Source organism: Pseudomonas sp. App30 (genome assembly GCF_047947025.1).
In the GTDB taxonomy this organism is placed as follows: Bacteria; Pseudomonadota; Gammaproteobacteria; order Pseudomonadales; family Pseudomonadaceae; genus Aquipseudomonas.
In genome coordinates, this window is record NZ_CP133165.1 from 1823568 (window position 1) to 1842066 (window position 18499).

Here is an 18499-nt window from a genome sequence, read left to right on the forward strand (position 1 = left end):
ATCTCGGAGACAAAGAAGCAGCCAACCCGCCCCTTTCCATTGGAAAAATACTAATAGAGGAACACGAAAATTGTCACCCACAAACATGTACCCCAAGGCAAAAGAGAGCTATCAGACAACAACCGCAGACCTATCCCACAAATATATCGGAGCAGGACTACATCATGAACGGGCCAGCCTCAACCTTAAGCACCAGATATGAAGATCACGACACCAAACTTAAAAACCTGATTCATCGCACCCTTCAAAGCAGCAGCAAAACCCAAGATAACCTTTACAAAAAAATCGAGCAAGCAAACAAACTTACTACTATTACAGAGAAGACCCCTCCGATAATAAACACACCGATGACTGTAGAGCGAATTACTCAACCCAAAGCTGCACACGGGATGCCAGAAGAAGACCTAACCGCACTTAAAACGCGAAACCTTGACTTTTCAATTCAGTTCGGTGAAGGCCCAGACCGCCTCCTTCGGGCATTCGACCATATCAATGAGCGTTTCGCTGGTTTCAACCACAACCTGAAAATCGAGACCGCATTCGCTACCGCAACGCTTGCCAAAGCACTGGGTAGCGAAACGATCGTGGTAGTCGACTATCTGGAAACACTATCGAAAGTCTTCAAAACCACCGAGCAAGAAGTGGGGACCGCTCAATTCTTCAACACCTTTGCCGGGCGCACGGCACTGTTGGCAACGCGCGTGAACCTTGCCCCCGAGAAAATGCAGGAAAATCTCAACATTGCCGCCCCTGTCGCAACAGCTGCAGGCATTGTGCCCGCAGAAATAATGACCGTAACCGCATTCGGCTCGGCCCATATGCCAGGAACCGAAGCTGGGTCTGCTTACACATCAATTCTGGAGAACTCGGGAACAGCTGGAAGCCTCTTGAAGCTGAACTTCAGCAACGAGCAAGGAGGCGTAGCAAGTATTACGACAATGCTGGACGGCTTGCAGGCGAAGTATGGAGAGGTAGTCGATGCAGCAGAACGGGACGAATTGAGTAAAGCCTTCGGCAGCGAAAAGGCGGCCACCCTGCTCGAGCACCTGATCACTCACTCGACAAGGTTCAAGACCACGCTCATGGAGGTACAGCAGGTGGACAGCTTGGGCCCGGCGATAGAAGTGGCCAATGCCATGATTGACGCCTGGTCAAAAATTGACAGTTCAGTCAAAGCTGTGTGGTTCAGCCTGGGGGTTTACCTTGCCCCCCAACTCGCGGTGGTTGCCGACGCTGTCGCCGCGCTGGCCACTGTGGTCAAGACGATACTCGAGCGCTTCCCTCTATTAGGCAAGGCGATAACATTCACCGCGCTTGCCATCTCCGTGTTGGCAGTTGCGATGACTGCGCTAAAAGTCATCTGCCTGACCTATCTTGCTGTCCAAGCGTTGATGGCTGCCGCGTGGGGATTGTTGACCAAACTGGTAACGTTTAACTACTTGGCGTCACTGAAAAGCATTGCAGTGAAAGCACTGCACATTGTTTCACTAACTGCCTTGGCCGTAGTATTGGGTACTTGCGCCGCAGTAAATGCCGCCTGCACAGCGGCTGCCTGGTTGTTGAACATCGCTTTATACGCGAACCCCATATCACCTATGGTTGCAGCCGTTATTGCCTATATCGCCATCCTGGCGGCTGCTATCTATTACTGGGACGAATGGACCACCGCCCTCCTGGAATCCGAAGCCTTCAAGACCGTGGCCGCCTGGTTTGAATCCCTGTCCGCCTGGTTCAACTCCATGGGCGGCTGGTCGGGCCTTGCCAGCGCCGCGTGGGACAGCATCGTCGCCGTGTTCAACCAATCCCTCAACGCCCTGATCGAGATGCTCAACAGCATTCCCGGGGTCAACATCGAGACCCGCTTCGGCGCGCTGCCTGAACCTCCTGGCCAGGAACAACTTTCAGCCGTGGACCGCGCCAGCGCCTCCATCAGCGCTGCAACGCCCAGCCTGATCACGACCGCCGACGCCAACAAGGTGCCCGCCGGTGGCCTGCTCAACAGCATCCAGAACTCCACCCAGCAAAACCGTGGCACCCACGTCGAGAAGGTGGAGATCCACACCAGCAAACCCATGACCAGCCACGACCTGCAGGGGCTGCTGGAGATGACCGGATGAGCCCGCATATCGACCTGCTGATTGCCAACAACGACCTGGTGCTGGACCCCTCCCATCAACCACGCCTGGTGGACGGGCTGGCCAGCATCGCCCAGGACATCGCCCACCTGATTCGTGAAAGCGGCCTGCTGGTGGAACTGGTGGCGGAACGCGATCGGCTGCGCCAACGCGATTGCTTGCAACGCATCGAACTACTGGTGGAAGACGATCCACGACTGGTGCCGGGGACCGTGCGCATCACCCATCCTCGCCCCGGCCTCTTTCAGGTAACAGCCAACAGCGCGCGCTTCGGCGCCGTGGAGGTGACATTGTGAGCGACATCAATTTCAAGCAGGCCATGCGTGACGCGGGCATTCCGACCCAGGAAGCCGAACTGCGTGAAGCCTGGGAAGCGGAGGTGGCCCGCCAGGGGAGCCCCCTGAACAACACCGGTGCCTATTCACCGTTCTGGCGGATCGTCAGCACGCTGGTCACTCAACCCGTGCTGTGGCTGTTGAAGTTCGTGAGCGACACCGTACTGCCCAACTTTTTCGTCAAGACCGCCCGCGGCCCTTGGCTGGATACCCTTGCCTGGGCGGTGAACACCGAGCGCAAGGCCGCTACTCACGCCCAAGGCCACCTGTTGTTCACTCGCGCCTTGGCGGCGGGAAAGCTGGAGCTTGCGGCCGGCACCCGGGTGCAATCGGCGGCCATAAACGGCCATATCTATGAACTGCTGACCCTGGATACCGCTTGGTTCGACGACGGTGAAACGCAATTGAGCGTTCCCGTGAAAGCGCTGGAGAGCGGCAGCGGCTACAACCTGGCCCCCGGCTACTACGCCATTCTTCCAGTGCCCGTGCCCGGCATTGTCCAGGTAATCAACGACGACCACTGGCTGACCAACCCGGGCGCCGACCCTGAACCGGACGACGCCCTGCGGCTGCGCACGCGCAACCAGTTCTCCGCCGTCAACCAGTGGCACACCGACGCCGTCTACAGGGCCATGATCGCCTCCTTCCCTGGCGTACGCCCCGACGGCATCTATTTCCAGCACGGCGCCCCGCGCGGGCCTGGCAGCGCCAATGCCCTGGTGCTATTCGAGGCCGGGGCACCGGCCCAGGAGTATCTGGCGCGCATCAACCAGCACATTCGCGATGAAGGCCATCACGGCCATGGCGACGACCTGCTGGTGCTGCCCATGCCTGAAACCCGCCACCCGCTGGCCATGGACCTGTGGCTGAAACCCAATCTGGGCCGCGACGTGCGCATCCAGTTGCACCGCCAGGTTGAGTTGTTCATCCGCGCGGCGTTCCGGGAAAGCTCCACCCAGGACTACCAACCTACCCTGACCCTGCCGCAATCACGCTTCTCGTTCAGTCGCCTGGGCGAAGAGCTGCACGAACAATTCCCGCAGATCGAGTCGTTGCGCTTCGCCCAGGCCGACGTCGTCAGCGAGCTGGAAATACCCCGGCTGGAACAGCTGGAGGTCCGCCTCCATGATTAAGCTCAACTTGCCGTTCTGGCTGGCCGGCCCGCAGTTGGCACGCCTGCAGGCTGCTGCGCAAGCGTGGTGGCAACAGGTCGAGGGATGGTGCCAGTGGCCGCTGCACCAGGCGGACGCCCAGACCTGCCACTCGACACTGCTTGATCTGCTGGCGTGGCAGCGGGACATCACTCGCTACCGGGACGAACCGGACAACCTCTACCGCCTGCGGGTCAAGCACGCCTTCATCAACGCCGCGGATGCAGGCTCCAGCGCGGGCCTCAAGCGCATCCTGCAGCGCCTTGGGGTGGGCTACGTGGAGATCGAGGAGCGCCTGCCCGACCGCGACTGGGACGTGGTGCTGCTCAAACTCAGCGATTCACAGCTGTCGGACAGCCCCGAACTGCTCCGTGTCATTGCCCAGCAATACGGCCGCACCTGCCGGCGCTACGACTTTGTCACCCATACCCGCGTGGGGCTGCTGGTAGCCGCCCTCGACTTCAACGACGACCAGCAGACGCTGGTCGCCCGCCTTTAGGAACGCATCATGGCCATTATCACCACCGCCGGCGAACGCCTGATCGCCGAAAAGCTCGCGGCCCGCCAGGGGCTGCTGATCGAGCACTTCGTGCTGGCACATGTCCCGGAGCTGGACAGCACCGCCCCCATTGACCGCGACGCCGCCGCCCCTGCTGCCGAACATATCGTGCACCGGACCGCTGTCACCCAGGCTGGTTTCGTCAACCCCAACCAGGTGGTCTACAGCCTGATGCTGGGCAGCGAGGTGGGCGATTTCGACTGGAACTGGATTGCCCTGGAAAGCGCTGAGGGCGTGCTGGTCAGCGTGGCCCACGTCCCTCTGCAGCAGAAGCGCAAAAACATTCCTCCTCATCAGGTGGGCAACAATGTCACGCGTAATTTCATGCTGCTGTTCGACGGCGCCCAGGCGCTGACCGAAGTGACGGTGGATGCCAGCACCTGGCAACACGATTTCACCGTGCGCCTGCGCGGCATCGACGGCCGGGAACAGCTGTCCAACAGGGATTTGTTCGGCGACGCGCTGTTCTACAACGCGGCCTTCGCACTGACCCTGGCCGACGGCAAATTGTCGCTGCAGCCGGGGCTTGCGTACCTCAACGGCATCCGCGTGACCGCGGCTGAAGCGCTGCCGGTGGGACCTGCCACGTATCCCAACACGCTTTGGCTGGACGTGGTTCTCCGGCCGGAAGGCGCGGGCGATGTCGTGGCGCACTGCTCACCGCTGTGGGGTGCCGAGGTTGCGGCCAGCTTCACGGATAGCGCAGGGCTGGTCCACGAGCGCGTCAGAATCGCCGACCTGGCGGACGCCACCACCATCAAGGACCGACGTACTGTACTGCGCGCCAACGGCGGTTTGATCCACCACTTGGCAGCGCGCGTCGGTGACTACCCCACGCTGCGTGCCCGGGCCACGACCAAGGAAGACGTCGGGCTGTCCCAACTGCCCAACGCCAAGAGCGACGACCCTGCAAACAATAGCAGCGAGGTATTGGCGACCACAGCAGCATTGGCCCATCTGCAGGCACAGATCAGTGATTCGCTGGTTGGCATGGTGGCTCCCTTCGCCATGGTTGCCGCTCCCGCGGGTTGGCTCAAGTGCAACGGTACAGCGGTTTCGCGCATCACCTTCGCCAAGCTGTTTGCGGCGGTGGGTACGACTTATGGGGCGGGGGACGGCACCGTGACCTTCAACCTGCCCGATCTTCGTGGCCGGTTTTTGCGGGGTTGGAGTGATGGTGCAGGGTTGGATGCGGGACGGGTTATCGGCAGTCATCAGGATTGGCAGAACGGGTCGCACAACCATTCAGCCGGCTCCGGACACTCAGGCGATCACGCCCATGGAGCCGGCAGCCACAACGCAGGCCACCACAGTCACTCTGGCAGCACAGCAGGAGCGGGCGAGCACTCCCATAACATCAAGGAAGGTGACATCGGATGGGGAGGAGCGGATGAAATACTTACATCCGGCGATGACATGACCAGGGCAGTGAGGGCCTGGAGTACCTCCTCGGTCAGTGGGCACCACGCTCATGGCCTGCATATTGACGGCACGGGCGAACATTCGCACGGCATCGTTGTTCACGCTGCAGGTAATCATGCTCACCCCATTACCGTAAATCATGCAGGCGGTAACGAATCCCGCCCATTCAACACCGCCCTCCTCTACTGCATCAAATTCTGAGGCCGCCCATGACCACCAAGACCGTCTACCAGACCAATTACCTGGGCCTCTACGTTGGCCCCGTCGAGGCCGATGAATCACCACTGGAACCTGGCGTATTCCTGCTGCCCGCCGGCTGCGTGGAGGTGCCTCCGCCCCCCGCGCCCGAATTCAAGATCGCCTGCTGGATCAGCCCCGACTGGCACTTGCTGGACTACTTCGGAGGTTTGGTCGTCTACAACGTCCAGACCTGTGAACCGATGACCATCGACCAGGTTGGCCCGCTGCCCAACGGCTACACCCTGAAAAAGCCCGCGCCCCATCAAGTGTGGAAAAGCGGCCAATGGGTAGACGACCTCCACGCCGTCCTCTCGTCACTGCATGCGGCCAAACTGGCCGGTTTCGAGCAACACCACCAGGACCATCTGAGGGCGGGTGTCTCCTCTTCTGCTTTGGGCACGCCGCATCGCTACGGCAGCCGGCTGGCCGACCGAATGAGCCTGCTTGAACTGGTGACCGCCAACCTTGATGCAGAGTACCCCTGCCACGACGAGCAATCGGACCGTCGCTACCGGCCTCACACCCGCGAGCAACTGCGCCAGGTTGTTGAAGACCTCGCCTTGGCGAACCAAGCCGCTGCACTTCAACTGGATCGCCTGCAGCGCGCTGCCGATCACGCTGTCGCGAATCAGGACTTGCCCGCCCTGAAGGCCCTGGAATGGAGTATGCCCCTATGACCTGGCAGCCCATGGCCCGACAATGGCCCCAACAAAAAATCAAATGGCTGGCCGGCCTCGACACGCTAAAGGAACACGCGGCCCAGCAGCAGCGGCTTACAAACCTGCGCCTGGCAAAGCTGGAAAGCACGGCACACGAGTTGCCAGTGACCTCAGTCGCCGACGACCTCCTGAGCAAGGCAAACCAATCGCTCACCCAGCACTTCGAGCAGGCACCCGCCTGCCTGGTGCTCACCCCTTTCCAGCCAGGAATCGGCCAAGGCCAGGGCAAGCACCGCTTCCTGTCCGCCAACAATCTGCTCGACCAGTTGGGCAACCATCTGCTGGACGCCCAGGCCACTCGGCACGAAGACCACTATGCCTTGGCCATCATGATCCTGGCAGCGAGCCCGGCGGAGCTGGCGACATCATTGGCGACCTTCAACACACTCTTGCCACTCCTGGAACTGCAGCGGTGCGAACGCCGCGCGCGGTTGCTGGCCACGCTGGAAAACGAGAAATGGCACAAGCCGGTCGCTGCCCCGCTGCCACAGTGGGGCACGGTTGCCCTGGCCCAGACCCCGGTAGTCCGCGAAGCACACCAGGCACTGCGCAGCCAACTGAGACTGATGGAAACCAGCGTTGCCGCGCAACCTCCGTTGCACGCACTCCAACACCTGGCGGAGCGAAAAGTCGCGCACCAACAGGCCACCGAGCAACGTTTGGCCGCTGCCCAGGGCAACCCGGCAAACACCGGCGAAGTCCGCAACGTCCAAGTGCGCCGGGTTGGCCCCGGTAACCTCCAGGAACTTCGGCGCCAGCTGCTGGAAGGCGACAAACCCGGGCACGAATGGATCATGTGCGCCGGAGCCATACTGGTTGGCGACCAACAGGCGCTGGCTTGCGTCAGCGAACTGGTGGGGCTATGACGCTGTTATTGGATGGCCAGAAAGTGCATGGCAAGGCCCTGAAGGTGTCCGCCAACCTGCGCATCGAGAGTGAAGACCTGTCGGGCCAGACCAGCCAAACCGGCCGGGCGCACACTGGTTTCAAACCCAAGACCCTCACAGTCTCGCTGATAGTGCCTTATGTGGACCGCTCCCACCTCGAAGCACTTATCCGGCTGGCCGAAGCCACGGCAGCAGACGGCCAATTGCATACCTACCGGCTGGTCAACGACAGCGCCGAAGCGTTCGGGGTACGGCAGGTGCAATTCAGCGACAACCTGAGTATTCGCGAGGACGATCACCTGCACGCGTAGCAGGTGCAGTTCGGCCTGATCGAACAGCACTCCAACCCGGAGCGAGCGGAGGGGCGCCGGCCCGCTTCGACCAGCCAGGGCCAGACTATCCTGGAAAAGGTCCTCGCCCAATTGCCAGGTGGAGGACCCGCGCCATGAAGCTGCATAAACGCTTGATAATCGCTGGGCAGGATGTGCACCTGATCAGGGAAGAAGTGCGCCTGGAGCTGCAAAACCCGGGTCGAGCGTCGTTTACCGTGCACGCGCAGGCCCCCCTGCAAGGCGCCGTCAGCCTGGACCTGGGCTACAACAACGATCCACTGCAGCGTTTGTTCACTGGCCAGGTTGAGCGCTGCGTACCGATCAACGCGCAACAGCAGCAGGTGTACTGCCGCGAACTGACCGCAGTCCTGCACACCCCCATGCCCCTGGCCTTGCGCCATGCCGACCTGGCGCAAGTGCTTGGCGAAATCGGGCGGCTCACAGGCATGGAACTGCAGGTTCCCGAAGCGGCGTATGCCCGTCACCGAGCCCCTTGTTTTTATTCATTGGGCAACGGCCTGCAGGCCGTGGACAGCCTGCGCCAAGTGTTCGCCATCGATGATTTCGTCTGGCAACAGCAAAGCGATGGCCGCCTCTTCGCAGGTGCATGGGCGGACAGCGAATGGGGCCAGCGCGCCCCGCTGGAACTGCCGCCGCAACTATTCGAAGCAGTCCAGGGCAACCAACGCGCCCTGATTGCCGCACTGCCTGGGCTGCGGCCCGGCGCCTCCTTCAACCATCGCCAGCGAATCGTCTCGATCACGCTCAGCGACAGCAAGATGGCCGTGAAATGGAAGACACAGTAAATCGCATCGTCGAGCGCCGCTTTCCCGAGCTGGTCAGCGGCTACCACCTGCCTCGTTTCGCCCGGGTGGTTGGCGTGGCGGATCCACTCGCGCAACCCGGTCTGTGCGACGAGTACCGACCTCGCTATGCCGTGGATGTACAGGTCCTGGATGCCAATGGCGAACCTGATTCACAAACGCCGCTATTGGCAGCGGTTCCCCTGCCGATCCCTGCCGGTGGCAACGAGCAAGGTTTTTTTGGCTTTCCCGAAGAAGGCACGCTCGTGGTGATCAGCTTCGCCTACGGCCTACCCCACAAGCCGTTCATCCTGCAGGTACTACCCCATGATCTGACGCTTCGCCCTTTGCCGCGTGGCGACCAGCTCTGGCAACACAGCGACCACGTGCAACAACGCGCGGACGCCGACGGCAACTGGTTGCGCCAGACCGACCAAGGCATACACGACCGCAGCAGCGCGCGCACGATAGAGGCGATCAACAACCACGAGTCGTACCAAAGCAGCGACCAGGTTGTGGCGGAGCACAGTCATGAGTCCGTGGGGGGAGTAAAAAGCCTGGAAGCGCTGGGAGCCTTGCGCCTGGACTGCGCAGGAACAATGGACTTTACCAGCCTGGACGACATGAACCTGGCCACCGGCGGTAATGTGAACCTGCTGGCCGCTGGCAACCAGTACTGCACCGTCGGTGCCGACTTGCATGAAACCATTAAGGGCGTGCGCACCAGCATCGCCAACATCTCCCAGCGCCTGCAGGCGCCACGAACGTGGTTAGGCTCGGAAACGATCAATGTCTTGCAGGTGCTCATTGAGCTACTGACATTGGTGGAGCGAATGAACACGCAACTGGCCGGCCACCAGCACTCGCCCGGAGCACCACCCGATAACAGAGATGCGTTTGCCAAAAATTCGCTGAATGCGGCGGCACTCGCCAACACACTGAAAAACATCACCCTTTAAGCACGTTAAAAAAAGAGAACAATTTCAACCTATTTTCAGGAAATAACTTACATCTCGATCGGACGTGGCTGGCATCAAGGAACAGGCCAGCCTTTTAACATTTGGTCTTTGTCATCGGTCGGTGGCGGCGCGGATAAACACAGCTCGACCAAACTTAAGACACCCATACTTCTCACTATGAAAAACCAACTTTAACAAATCCAACAAACCCATACAAAACCCTAGTCACCCACTCCATAATTTTATGGTCACCCATCATGAGCACATTAATTAAATTTATATATGAATGGAATGAGCAAGTTGATAAAAAACGAGAGCTTTGGCTGACTCAACGTGAACGCGCTTATTTACCTGCGGTTCTCTTGAAGGAAGAAATGAAGCTTGCCAGTTGCATGGGGCAAGTCGACCAACATCTCTGGCTGATTACATTGACGGACTTAAGGCTAATTTTTTTGCACGTAGCCAAATCTGGAGCAACCAAGCTTTCCTCAATCGAGTTGGAGAAAATCACCTCAATTTCGGCAAAGCCAGGTTTTTTCCACGGTGCGCTAACAATCGTCCATCAGCACAACATAGCAACGGCTGCAGCCACTCAAAAAATCCGAGTGTCTTTCTCAGGGGTACCTTCATTTGTCAAAAAAGCAGCAATAGCGATTGAACAACGCCAACGCGCATCGCCAGACACCAATCCCCCCGGGGAGGCCAGATCACCAACTTTATCGTCGCCGCCGCTCAAACACAGCGGACTTTTCTTGGCACGTGGCTTCGGCTCTAGCGGCAACGACAAAAAACTTCCTAACTCCTAACTGTGCTTAGTCTTTAGTTATCCACTGTCAGCCACGCCCTCAATCCTCAACCCCCTCCTCCGGCACCCCACGCTCCCCCTCCACCACATACCCGGTATCGATACTCACCACCACCGACATCCCCGGCCGCAGGCGTTGCGCCTCCGGCTGGTCCTTGTCGACGGTGATGCGCACCGGGATGCGCTGGGCGATCTTGACGAAGTTGCCGGTGGCGTTGTCGGCCTGCAGCAGGCTGAATTCCGAGCCGGTGGCTGGCGAGATGCGTTGCACGTGGCCGCGCAGGCGCAGGTGGTTGAGGGCGTCGACGGTGAAGGTGGCGGGCTGGCCGACGCGCACATTGGCCATTTGGGTTTCCTTCATGTTGGCGATGACCCAGAGGTTGTCCGGCACCAGGGCCATGAGCTGGGCGCCGGAGTTGACGTAGGCGCCCAGGCGCACGCTGATCTGCCCCAGCTGGCCGTCGCGCGGGGCGGTGATGCGGGTGTTGGCGTAGTCGATGCGCGCCAGTTCCACGGCAGCTTCGGCGCTGCTGACGGCGGCTTCGAGGGAGGCGCGGTTGACGATGACGGTCTGCAGGTCCTGTTTCGAGATTTCCAGCGCGGCCTTGGCCTGGGCCAGGGAGGCGATGGCCGCAGCGTTGGCGGCGCGGGTCACGTCGAGCTGGCTGCGCGACACCGAGCCGTCGCTGATCAGGTCTTCGTTGCGGCGCAGGTCGGCGGCGCTCTTGCGCGCCTGGGCGTCGCTGTCGCCGATCGCGGCCTGGCGCTGGTCGATGGTGGCTTCGGCGCTGCGCCGCTGCTGCAGGTTGTTGGCCAGGGAGGCCTTGGCCTGGTCCAACTGCGCCAGGGACTGGTCGACCTTCTGCTTGTAGATGCGGTCGTCGAGGCGCACCAGCAGGTCGCCGGTCTTGACGAACTGGAAGTCCTGCACCGGCACCTCGAACACGTAGCCGCTCAGCTGCGGGCCGATGATGGTGGTCTGGCCGCGCACCAGGGCATCCTCGGTGCTCTCGATCTTGCTGCTGAACGGCGGCAGTTCCCAGGCGTACAGCACGATCAGCACGCCGACGATGGCGACGCTGGCGAACATCAGCGAGGAAATCACCCGCACCCGCAGCGAGCGTGGCGCCGTGGCAGGCGGGGCCACGCCCTCGGGGGTGGAGGCGATGGCGTTGGTGGTCGTGGTGGTCGGTTCGGTCATGAAGGGGGCGCGCCGCTGGCAGGTACGGAAGGCGGCGCCGGTGGGGCCGCCTGGGTGGTGGTAGTCAGCAGCCACAGGCTGCGGATGAAGATCCAGAGCATGGTCAGCACCGCGACGCCGGCGATGAACATGAACACGTCGTTGTAGGCGAGGATGTTGGCCTCGCGGGTGGCCACGGTGGACAGCGCGCGGTAGCCCAGGTTGGTGCGCGCCGAGGGGTCGGCCACGGTGGAAGCATAGCTGGCCGCGCTGCTCTGCACGCGGGCCACCACCAACGGGTCCATCAAGGTGAGCTGCTCGACGATGACGCTGGAATGGAATTTCTCCCGCACGATCTGGTAGGTGCCCAGCAGTGCCGCGCCGATCAGGCTGCCCAGGTTATTGCAGATACCGAACAGCACCGAGAAGCTGATCAGGTTGCGCGGGTTGGTGATGACGTTGCGGGTGCCCAGGGCCATGGTCGGGCCGACGAAGAACGTGCCGCCGAAGGCCAGCAGGAACTGGCTGAAGTACATGTTCCAGGGCCGCGTGAGGTTGTTGGAGAACGAATCCATGTAGGACCCGGTGGCCATCAGCGCCAGGGAGACGATCAGCGGCATGAACAGGTGCTCGGGGCGGATGGTCCAGGCGCTGACCGCCAGCCCCGCCACCGCGCCCACCAGCATCACGAAATACAGGCTGCGCATCTGCTCCTGGCTCATGTTCAGCGCCTGCAGGAAGCCCACCGCGCCGGTGGATTGTTCCGAAGCCACCATGCGGATCAGGATCACCCCCAGCGCCAGGCGGATGGCCACGCCGCTGCCCAGCCAGCGGGTCATGAGCATGGGGTTGCTGCGGTTATGCTCGATGGCAAGGCCGGTGAAGATCAGCACGATGGCCGCCGCCGAGGCCCAGCCGATCCACGGCGCCGCCAGCCACCAGTCGATGCGCCCCAGGGACAGCACCGCGCATAGCAGGGCAAAGCCGGTGGCGAGGATGCCGAAGGTGAGGAAGTCCAGCGGTTCGAAGGTCTTGAAGCGGTCGCCGGGCGGCAGCTTGAGCATGAACACGCAGCCCAGGGCGGTCAGCGCCAGGCCCAGTTCGAACAGGTAGAGCCCGCGCCATTCGGCGATCTGCAGCAGGTCTTCGGAGAACACCCGGGCCAGGGGCAAGGCCAGCTGCGATGAGCCCAGCCCCAGCACCAGGGCCTTGAGCCGCCATTTCGCCGGGAAGGCCTGGGTCATGTAATACAGGCCCAGGGAGCTGAGCGCCGCCCCCACCATGCCGTGGGCCGCGCGCACGGCAATGGCCGAGTCGAGGTCGTTGACGAACAGGTGGGCGAAGGTCACCAGGGCGTACAGCACCAGGAAGCCTTCGGTGAACGCGCGCAGGCCAAACTGCTGGCGGAACTTCACCAGCACCAGGTTCATGGAGATGTTGGTCATGACGTAGGCGGCCGGCAGCCAGGCCATTTCCGCCTGGGTGGCGCCCAGGGCGCCCTGCAGGAATTGCAGGTTGGCGGTGACCAGCGCGTTGCCCAGGCCGCCGGTGATGGCCACCAGCAGCCCGACCGCGCCGAACGCCAGGCGCTTGGGCGTGGAATGCAGCGGCGTCGACGGTGAACCGGGCAGCGTCGGCTTTTCGTGGGGCAGCCATTGGTGGGGGGCGTAGCGGTCCATTGGCACCTGTTGGAGTCGGAAAAACGTTGACCCTATGAGGGTACCAGTAAATCCGACTGCAACGGGTTGCGCCAGTTCGCAGGCCTATGATGCAAATCCGTAGCCGCTGCCGTCAGGCAGCGGCTACGGGGTCAGCCGATACACACCTGGCCATCGAACAGCAACCGCGCCGTACGCACCAGGCCACAGCTGATCACCTGGCCGTTATCGGTGTGCACCGCCACGGTGAATTCACCGGTGGGATGTTCCACCGCCAGGCGCTTGTAGGCGCCTTCGGGCACCACGCCAAGGCCATCGGCCACTGAGCCTGGGTACAGGCACGCCGTGGCGACGCTGACTGCGCCAAACACGCCAATGGATGCATGGCACTTGTGCGGGATGAAGCTGCGGCTGCTGATGGCCCCGCCCTGCTGCGGCGCCGCCACCAGGCACATCTTCGGCACCGTACGCGCGCTGACGTCGCCCAGGTTCATGGCTGGGCCCGCCTGCAGGCGGATGGCCTCGATGCGCGCCTTCAATTGCGTGTCGGCGTCCAGCTCGGCACGGCTTTCGTAGCCCGTGCGGCCCAGGTCGGCGGCGCGGATCAGCACCACCGGCATGCCGTTGTCGATGCAGGTTACCGCCACGCCGTCGAAGGTATCGACGACGTTGCCGGTGGGAAACAGTTCGCCACAGCTGGAGCCGGCGATGTCGTCGAAGTCGATGACAATGGCCGCCGAGGTGCCCGGCACGCCGTCGATACGGGTGTCACCGGCGTAGGCCACTTCGCCGCCCGGGGTCTGCACCTGGGCGGTGGCGGTCTGGCCGGTATTCTCCATGAAGATGCGCACGGCGGTGACGTCGCCGCTGGCCTTGACCAGGCCGCGCTCCAGGGCAAAGGGGCCGACGCCGGCGAGGATGTTGCCGCAGTTCTGGCCGTAGTCCACCCGCGGTTCATCCACCACCACCTGGGCAAACAGGTAGTCGACGTCAACGCCGGGGCGCGTCGAAGGCTTGATGATCGCCACCTTGCTGGTCAGCGAGTCGCCGCCGCCAATGCCGTCGATCTGCCTGGCATCGGGCGACCCCATGGCGGCCAGCAGCAGGCGGTCGCGGGCGGCGCTGTCGTCAGGCAGGTCGCTGGCCAGGAAGTAGGCCCCCTTGGAGGTGCCACCACGGATCATCAGGCAAGGAATTCGACGCTGGGCCACGGTGTCAGTCCTCCAGTTCGCTGGCGTCGTCCACGTAGCGCAGGCCCTTCTCGGCCAGGCGTGGGCGCATGTTGTAGATGTCCAGGCCCAGCTCGCCGCTGGCCAGGCGCAGGCGCTTGCTCTCTTCCAGGTCGGCACGCTTGCGGGCGGCCTCGACCACGGCCGGCAGCTCGGCGCGACGCACCACCACCACGCCGTCGTCGTCGGCCAGCACCACATCGCCGGGCTCTACCAGCTGGCCGGCGCAGATCACCGGGATGTTCACCGAACCCAGGGTTTCCTTGATGGTGCCCTGGGCATGCACGGCCTTGGACCACACGTGGAAGCCCATGTCGCGCAGGGTGTGGGTGTCGCGCACGCCGGCTTCCAGAATCAGGCCGCGCACACCGCGGGCTTGCAAGGAGGTGGCCAGCAGGTCGCCAAAGTAACCGTCGGTGCAGGGCGAGCTGGGCGCCACCACCAGGATGTCACCGGCCTGGCACTGCTCCACGGCGACGTGGAACATCCAGTTGTCGCCAGGCGCCACCAGCACGGTAACCGCCGAGCCGCTGATGGCCACGCCTTGCTGGATGGGGCGCATGAACGGCGCCAGCAGGCCCTTGCGGCCCTGGGCTTCGTGCACGGTGGCCACGCCGTACTGGCGCAACTCGTCGATCAGGGCGCTGTCGGCACGCTGGATATTACGGACTACGACGCCGGTCTTTCCTACGAGGCTCATCCCAGGTTCTCCGTCACGCGAGGGAAGATGCTCTGGTAGCCCTCGCCGTAGATGATGTCTTTCTTCGCGGTGATGCCGATGTTGCGCTTGGCCTGCACGCCACGCTGCAGGGCGACGCGGGTGTAGTACTCCCACAAATGCTCCTGGCCGGCCATGCACTGGATGGCGGCGTACTTCTGGTCCCACACCTCGGTGATGTCCAGCAGCACGTCGGGCTTCCACTCGCACTGCTCGGGCTGGTGCGGCTCGAAGCTGTACACGGGCGGTGCGCCGACGATCTTCTCGCCCGGCTTGTAGCCTTCGGCCTGGGCGATGATGCGCGCTTCCTGGGCCAGGTGGGTGGCCAGCGGGTGGTCGTAGTTGTAGGGGTCCTTGAGCGAGTGGCTGAGCACGAACTCCGGCTGCACGCGGCGGAACACGTCCGCCAGGCGGAACAGGGTGTCGGTGTCGGCGCGCATCGGGTAGTCGCCGATGTCGAAGAACTCGACGGTGGCGCCCAGCACCTCGGCGGCGGCCTCGGCTTCCTGGCGACGGCCGGCCTTGACGATTTCCTCGGTCATGCCCGGGCCCTTGCGCCACATTTTCGCCGACTCGCCACGCTCGCCGAACGACAGGCAGACGATGTGCACGTCGTAGCCTTGCTTGGCGTGCAGGGCGATGGCACCGCCGGCGCGCCAGACGAAGTCGGCGGAGTGGGCGCTGACCACCAGGGCGGTCTTGTTGGTGTTGGCAGACATGGTGGGCTCCTGTGTTGGGAATGGCTTCATCCTGGCACCCGGCCTTGGCGGGGAATATTGCCTTCGGTTACGCTAGGTATACTTTTTATTTATCGGGACCTGCGCCATGGTCGACGAACTGCCCAACCTGCTGCAGGTCCGCGCCTTTGTGCGCGTGGCCGAACACGGCAGTATCTCCCGCGCCTCGACCCTGATGTTTCGCGCCCAATCGGTGGTCACCCGGGCTATTCGCGACCTGGAGGTGCGCCTGGACGTGCCGCTGTTCGAGCGCCACGCCAGCGGCATGCTGCTGACCGACCAGGGCAAGCGCGTGCTGGCCCGGGCGCGGCGCACTCTGGCGGAGCTGGAGAGCGTGCCGGCGCTGCTGGGCAACGTCGCCGGCCATGCCGCCGAGCCGCTGTACCTGCTCAACGCCCGGCGCCTGGAGCTGTTCATCGCCCTGTGCCAGACCCGCCACATGCAGACCGTGGCCAGCCTCTACGGCCTGACGCAGCCGGCGGTGAGCGCGGCGCTGAAGGTGCTGGAGGGCGGCAGCGGCTGCCTGCTGTTCGAACGCTCGTCCCGCGGCCTGCAACCCACCCGCGCCGCCAGCGAGATCCTCGCGCCGCTGCGCCGCGCCCTGAACGAGCTGCGCCACATCGACGCCGACCTGGCCGCCCTGCGCGGTTCGCTGCAGGGCACGGTCAACGTCGGTGCCCTGCCCTTGGGCCGCAACCGCCTGCTGCCGGCCGCCATCGTCGCCCTGACCGCCCAGCACCCGGGCGTGCGGGTGGCCACCAATGAAAGCCCGTTCGAGCTGCTGGCGTCGGAGTTGCGTGCGGGGGATGTGGATTTTGTCTTCGGCGCCCTGCGCCCGGCGGACTTTGCCAGCGACCTGCACGGCGAGGCGCTGCTGACCGAGGCCATGGTGCTGCTGGCCCGCCGCGATCACCCGCTGCAAGGCCAGGCCATCGGCCCGGCCCACCTGCAGCGCATGCGCTGGGTGCTGCCGCGCGCCGGCAGCCCGGCTCGCGGCCTGCTGAACAACCAGTTCGCCGCCTGGGGCTTTGCCGCGCCGTTGCCGGTGGTGGAAAGCGCTGACCTGGCGATCATCCGCGGCCTGCTGCTGGGCTCGGACATGATCGCCGCGGTGTCAGCCCACCAGTTGGGCCACGAGATCGACAGCGGCGAGCTGCAGCCCCTGGACCTGGCGCTGCCGCTCACCGCCCGCCCCATCGGCCTCACCTACCGCAGCGCCGGCCTGCACGCGCCAGCGGCCCAGGCGTTGATGGAGCAGATTCGCGCCGAGGTGGCTCAGCGCTTGCCGGCCACCGAGTAAAGCACCTGCTGGTTGCGGGTCTTCTGGAAGTCTTCCAGGGACAGGCCACGGAAGGCTGCGTAGATGTGCAGGTTGGACACCCCCACCACCGCGCCCAGCTTCTCCAGCAGGAAGAAGATCACGCCGTACTGCAGCAGCCCCAGCCAGTCGCGGCGGCGCACCAGCTCGCGCTCTTCCTCGCTCAACTGGGCGTCTGCGAACAACGCCTCGGGGTCGGCGAGGAAACGCTCGCGGAACGCCGGTACGATCAAGCCGTGCAGGAAACGGTTGAGGCGGTAGCCCTTGTGGCTGCGCTCCAGGGTGAAGGGGTAGGTGCCAGGCAGGTTCTCCACGCCCTTGAGCTGATGGTCGATGTGCTCGCGGTGGCGCGCCAGCACGTCCACCGGCACCTCGCGGGCCTGGTTTTCCAGGACCAGGGTGGCGATGCCGGTCATCGATGGCAGGTAGTAGCCCTGGTGGCGCTTGATGACGTTGGACGACAGCGCGCCGCGCATGATCAGCCAGGTGATCACCTCCGAGCCTTCCATGCCGCCCAGCTCGGCGTATTCGGCCAGGGTGATGTCGGTGAGGCGCTGCGGGTCGTTCACCAGCAGGTCGAGGAATTGCGCGTCCCATTCCGGGTTGTTGAAGCCGCAGCGCTCGCCGTGCACCTGGTGCGACACGCCGCCGGTGGCCACTACGGCGACCTTGATGTCCTCGGGGAAGCTTTCGATGGCGCGGCGCAGGGCCTGGCCCAGCTTGTAGCAGCGCTTGGCGCTGGGGATGGGGAATTGCAGCACGCCCACATGCAGCGGCACCACTTTCACCGGCCACTCGGTGTCGAACGGCAGCAGCGCCGACATGGGCGAGAACAGGCCGTGGTCCACGGGTTTGTCGCGGAAGAACGACATGTCGAATTCATCGGCCATCAGGCTGCGGCCGATGTGCCGCGACAGCTCGGCATGGCCGCCGATGGCCGGGATGGCGCGCTTGCCACCGCCTTCGTCGGCCACTTCGTAGCGCTCGTCCACGCCCAGGCAGAAGGCGGAGTAGTGGTCGAAGAAGAACGAGGTCACATGGTCGTTGAAGATGTAGAACAACACATCGGGCTGTTTCTCTTCGAGCCAGGCCTTGATCGGCTCGAAATCCTTGAAAATCGGCGCCCACGCCGCTTCTTCCTGCTTGTTGTTGTCTACGGCAAAACCGATGGTAGGCGTGTGGGAAACGGCGAGACCGCCAATGATGCGCGCCATGCAAACCTCTGCTCGCTGGAAATGAAATTCTTGTGATGAGGCAGGCTAACCCAGGCCCTGGCCAGCGTCGTCTGTGTAATGGTTATAGAGGGGTCGTT

Annotated in this window: 18 protein-coding genes; 12 read left to right on the forward strand and 6 right to left on the reverse strand. The window is 63.1% G+C overall.

What is annotated here, in order from left to right; all coding sequences use genetic code 11:
• The first annotated feature begins 164 nt into the window (after positions 1–164).
• From RAM80_RS08325 to RAM80_RS08375, 11 genes are all read left to right on the forward strand, one after another.
• Entirely contained in the window at positions 165–2117 is a 1953-nt protein-coding gene (locus RAM80_RS08325) for a phage tail tape measure protein (protein ID WP_416425766.1), read from the forward strand.
• Positions 2114–2431 (forward strand): DUF2590 family protein, encoded by a 318-nt coding sequence (locus tag RAM80_RS08330; protein ID WP_416425767.1) that lies wholly within the window; start codon positions 2114–2116, stop codon positions 2429–2431. The genes RAM80_RS08325 and RAM80_RS08330 overlap by 4 nt, the downstream gene beginning before the upstream one ends.
• Positions 2428–3603 carry a baseplate J/gp47 family protein gene (locus RAM80_RS08335; protein ID WP_416425768.1) on the forward strand — a complete coding sequence of 392 codons (1176 nt, stop codon included), beginning with the start codon at positions 2428–2430 and terminating at the stop codon, positions 3601–3603. Before RAM80_RS08330 ends, RAM80_RS08335 begins: the two co-directional genes overlap by 4 nt.
• Positions 3596–4120, forward strand: coding sequence for a phage tail protein (locus tag RAM80_RS08340; RefSeq protein ID WP_416425770.1), 525 nt, complete (start codon positions 3596–3598; stop codon positions 4118–4120). Before RAM80_RS08335 ends, RAM80_RS08340 begins: the two co-directional genes overlap by 8 nt.
• 9 nt (positions 4121–4129) lie before the next feature.
• Positions 4130–5803 carry a phage tail protein gene (locus tag RAM80_RS08345; protein ID WP_416425772.1) on the forward strand — a complete coding sequence of 558 codons (1674 nt, stop codon included), beginning with the start codon at positions 4130–4132 and terminating at the stop codon, positions 5801–5803.
• 8 nt (positions 5804–5811) lie between these two features.
• Positions 5812–6519 carry a hypothetical protein gene (locus tag RAM80_RS08350; RefSeq protein ID WP_416425774.1) on the forward strand — a complete coding sequence of 236 codons (708 nt, stop codon included), beginning with the start codon at positions 5812–5814 and terminating at the stop codon, positions 6517–6519.
• Positions 6516–7427: a hypothetical protein gene (locus RAM80_RS08355; protein WP_416425776.1), complete on the forward strand. Its 912-nt coding sequence runs from the start codon at positions 6516–6518 to the stop codon at positions 7425–7427. Before RAM80_RS08350 ends, RAM80_RS08355 begins: the two co-directional genes overlap by 4 nt.
• Positions 7424–7759, forward strand: a complete 336-nt coding sequence (locus tag RAM80_RS08360) for a hypothetical protein (RefSeq protein WP_416425778.1) — start codon at positions 7424–7426, stop codon at positions 7757–7759. Before RAM80_RS08355 ends, RAM80_RS08360 begins: the two co-directional genes overlap by 4 nt.
• Positions 7760–7893: 134 nt before the next feature.
• Positions 7894–8586, forward strand: coding sequence for a hypothetical protein (locus tag RAM80_RS08365; RefSeq protein WP_416425779.1), 693 nt, complete (start codon positions 7894–7896; stop codon positions 8584–8586).
• A complete protein-coding gene (locus RAM80_RS08370) occupies positions 8571–9542 on the forward strand; it encodes a hypothetical protein (RefSeq protein WP_416425780.1) in 972 nt (323 codons plus the stop codon). The genes RAM80_RS08365 and RAM80_RS08370 overlap by 16 nt, the downstream gene beginning before the upstream one ends.
• Before the next feature lie 257 nt (positions 9543–9799).
• A complete protein-coding gene (locus RAM80_RS08375; RefSeq protein WP_416425781.1) occupies positions 9800–10348 on the forward strand; it encodes a PH domain-containing protein in 549 nt (182 codons plus the stop codon).
• Between the two features lie 39 nt (positions 10349–10387).
• Here RAM80_RS08375 and RAM80_RS08380 read toward each other — a convergent pair whose 3' ends face one another.
• From RAM80_RS08380 to galB, 5 genes are all read right to left on the reverse strand, one after another.
• The gene (locus tag RAM80_RS08380) at positions 10388–11548 is read right to left on the reverse strand and encodes an HlyD family secretion protein (RefSeq protein WP_416425782.1); all 1161 of its coding nucleotides are present in this window, start codon (positions 11546–11548) and stop codon (positions 10388–10390) included.
• Positions 11545–13206, reverse strand: a complete 1662-nt coding sequence (locus RAM80_RS08385; protein ID WP_416425784.1) for an MFS transporter — start codon at positions 13204–13206, stop codon at positions 11545–11547. Before RAM80_RS08385 ends, RAM80_RS08380 begins: the two co-directional genes overlap by 4 nt.
• Positions 13207–13337: 131 nt before the next feature.
• Positions 13338–14396 carry a 4-oxalomesaconate tautomerase gene (locus RAM80_RS08390; RefSeq protein WP_416425785.1) on the reverse strand — a complete coding sequence of 353 codons (1059 nt, stop codon included), beginning with the start codon at positions 14394–14396 and terminating at the stop codon, positions 13338–13340.
• A gap of 4 nt (positions 14397–14400) precedes the next feature.
• Positions 14401–15114, reverse strand: a complete 714-nt coding sequence (locus RAM80_RS08395; RefSeq protein ID WP_416425787.1) for a 4-carboxy-4-hydroxy-2-oxoadipate aldolase/oxaloacetate decarboxylase — start codon at positions 15112–15114, stop codon at positions 14401–14403.
• Positions 15111–15851 (reverse strand): 4-oxalmesaconate hydratase, encoded by a 741-nt coding sequence (gene galB, locus RAM80_RS08400; protein ID WP_416425788.1) that lies wholly within the window; start codon positions 15849–15851, stop codon positions 15111–15113. The genes RAM80_RS08395 and galB overlap by 4 nt, the downstream gene beginning before the upstream one ends.
• A 106-nt stretch (positions 15852–15957) precedes the next feature.
• On the opposite strand from galB, the gene RAM80_RS08405 reads away from it, so the two are divergent.
• On the forward strand, positions 15958–17169 hold the full coding sequence (locus tag RAM80_RS08405) for a LysR family transcriptional regulator (protein WP_416425790.1): 1212 nt from the start codon (positions 15958–15960) through the stop codon (positions 17167–17169).
• On the opposite strand, the gene RAM80_RS08410 is transcribed toward RAM80_RS08405, so the two are convergent.
• Positions 17145–18401, reverse strand: coding sequence for a gallate dioxygenase (locus tag RAM80_RS08410; RefSeq protein ID WP_416425792.1), 1257 nt, complete (start codon positions 18399–18401; stop codon positions 17145–17147). The genes RAM80_RS08405 and RAM80_RS08410 overlap by 25 nt on opposite strands.
• Positions 18402–18499 lie beyond the last annotated feature (98 nt).